The 2,222-nt window shown below is 42.5% G+C and carries 2 protein-coding genes and 1 riboswitch; both genes read right to left on the bottom strand.

Going from position 1 to position 2,222, the window contains the following annotated elements; genetic code table 11:
* Window positions 1–129 precede the first annotated feature (129 nt).
* Window positions 130–1,314 carry a phosphoribosylaminoimidazolecarboxamide formyltransferase gene (locus tag RDS42_RS14325; RefSeq protein ID WP_308784251.1) on the bottom strand — a complete coding sequence of 395 codons (1,185 nt, stop codon included), beginning with the start codon at window positions 1,312–1,314 and terminating at the stop codon, window positions 130–132.
* Between the two features lie 14 nt (window positions 1,315–1,328).
* A complete protein-coding gene (locus RDS42_RS14320; protein ID WP_308784250.1) occupies window positions 1,329–2,042 on the bottom strand; it encodes an IMP cyclohydrolase in 714 nt (237 codons plus the stop codon).
* Window positions 2,043–2,133: 91 nt separating this feature from the next.
* Window positions 2,134–2,215, bottom strand: a riboswitch (ZMP/ZTP riboswitch).
* Between the last annotated feature and the right edge of the window lie 7 nt (window positions 2,216–2,222).

Here is a 2,222-nt window from a genome sequence, read left to right as displayed (position 1 = left end):
GTTTTTCGGATCAACGAAAAACTTCACAATGTAAAACAGGGCCTTGCCCTAACAAAAAGAAAGAGTCCAGGTCAACCCTGAACTCTTTTTTATATAGCGCTGCAGACAATAACCACTGTCTCCATTTTATTAATGATGGAACAGTCTGATGCCTGTAAATGCCATTGCCATTCCATACTTATTGCAGGTTGCGATCACATCCTCATCTCTTACGGATCCACCCGGCTGTGCAATATATTTTACACCGCTTTTATGTGCTCTTTCAATATTATCACTGAATGGGAAGAAAGCATCTGAGCCAAGAGTTACATCTGTAAGCTGATCCAGCCATGCACGTTTTGCCTCTCTTGTAAACACCTCAGGTTTTTCTGTAAAGATACGTTCCCATGCGCCGTCTGCAAGAACATCCATATATTCCTCACCGATATATACATCAATAGCATTGTCTCTCTCTGCACGGCTGATTCCCTCTTTAAACGGAAGGTTCAGAACCTGGGGACTCTGACGAAGGAACCAGTTGTCAGCCTTCTGTCCGGCCAGTCTGGTACAATGTACACGAGACTGCTGTCCGGCGCCTACGCCGATAGCCTGTCCGTCCTTAACAAAGCATACGGAATTGGACTGTGTGTATTTCAGAACGATCAGAGAAATTTTCATATCACGTTTTGCTTCCTCAGAAAGCTCTTTATTATCTGTTACAATATTGGCGATCAGCTCATCATTGATCTCAAGTTCCTGTCTTCCCTGCTCAAATGTCACACCAAATACTTCTTTATGTTCCAGCGGAGCCGGTACAAAATCAGGATCGATCTCAATAACATTGTAGTTTCCTTTTTTCTTAGCTTTCAGGATTTCCAGAGCTTCTTCTGTATATCCCGGAGCGATCACACCGTCAGAAACCTCTCTCTTAATAAGAAGAGCCGTATCTTTATCGCATACATCAGAAAGAGAAATAAAATCTCCAAAGGAAGACATACGGTCGGCTCCTCTTGCTCTCGCATACGCACAGGCGATCGGAGAAAACTCTTTCCAGTTCATATCATCCACCCAATAGATTTTAGCAAGGGTTTCTGTAAGCGGAAGTCCCACAGAAGCGCCTGCAGGAGAAACATGCTTAAAGGATGTTGCCGCAGCAAGTCCGGTTGCTTTTTTCAGATCTCTTACCAGCTGCCAGCCATTAAACGCATCCAGGAAATTAATATATCCCGGTCTTCCGGAAAGTACCTTGATCGGAAGCTCACTTCCGTCATTCATAAAGATTCTGGATGGTTTCTGATTTGGGTTACATCCGTATTTTAACTGTAATTCATTCATTACCTGCATCCTCCTTATTTGTTTTTATTTACAATCGCAGTCTCATATTTTCCGGTTTCAATATCAATATAACGCACAAAAAGGGAAACCTTATTTTCCTCATTAAGACTGTTCCACAGAAGATCTGTAAATTCCTTCATATCGTCCGGAATGCTTACCAGCTTAGGCTCTCCTTCAAAGCTTGGAAGTGGATTTCCATCACATTTATAGGTATGAATAAAACGTCCTTCACCTGCAGCAGCTTTTTCGTAAGCATAAGTATAACGGAGACATGCATCCGGGTTGCCATTATTACTTTTCAGAATAGACATTGCATAGCTGTAATTTCCATTTTCAATATGCATAACACCGGATATACGAGGTGTATAGTTTGGTCCGTCCGGCTCAAATTCACGACATCTTAATGACTGTTCAAAAGTCATCTGTTTGTCCATACCTTCATAAATCGTATCTGTCTGATCTCCATTTGTAACAATCGTCTTATTTCCAAGTACACGAACCGGAGCATAAATGATCAGGCTTGGATCAGTCAGCTTGGAAGGATCAAATGCCTGTGTGCGGATTCCTTCTCCTTCTGTTACAAACACACGATTTCTGCTGTTCTCACTTCTTCCCATGATAAAGTAAGCTGCCACTGCCTTCGTTCCGTCAGCGGTGCGGCCCAGGATAATTCCTCTTCCCGGATAAGAATTGTTTTTCAGTTCATTTTCCAGTGATATCATTTCCATCGTCTGATCTCCTTTTTCTTGGTAGAAATTCTCTTTTTGTAATAAACATTATAGCTCTGAAACGCAAATAACCGCCTGGGTAGTCTGTATTTCAGGCTGCCCAGGCGGTCGGCTAAACACTTACTGCACTCCCCACAGGTAAATCCTGCTTTCCGCCAGTCATGCAGTCGTTATTATTAA

Origin of the sequence: uncultured Blautia sp., assembly GCF_902497045.1 — a bacterium.
Classification (GTDB): domain Bacteria; phylum Bacillota; class Clostridia; order Lachnospirales; family Lachnospiraceae; genus Blautia_A.
This window is presented reverse-complemented; position numbering and strand designations above follow the sequence as displayed.

Excerpts from the sequence above, each read along its gene's own strand:
- RDS42_RS14320 (WP_308784250.1), bottom strand. The coding sequence starts at position 2,042 with ATGGAAATGATATCACTGGAAAATGAACTGAAAAACAATTCTTATCCG.
- RDS42_RS14325 (WP_308784251.1), bottom strand. The coding sequence starts at position 1,314 with ATGAATGAATTACAGTTAAAATACGGATGTAACCCAAATCAGAAACCA.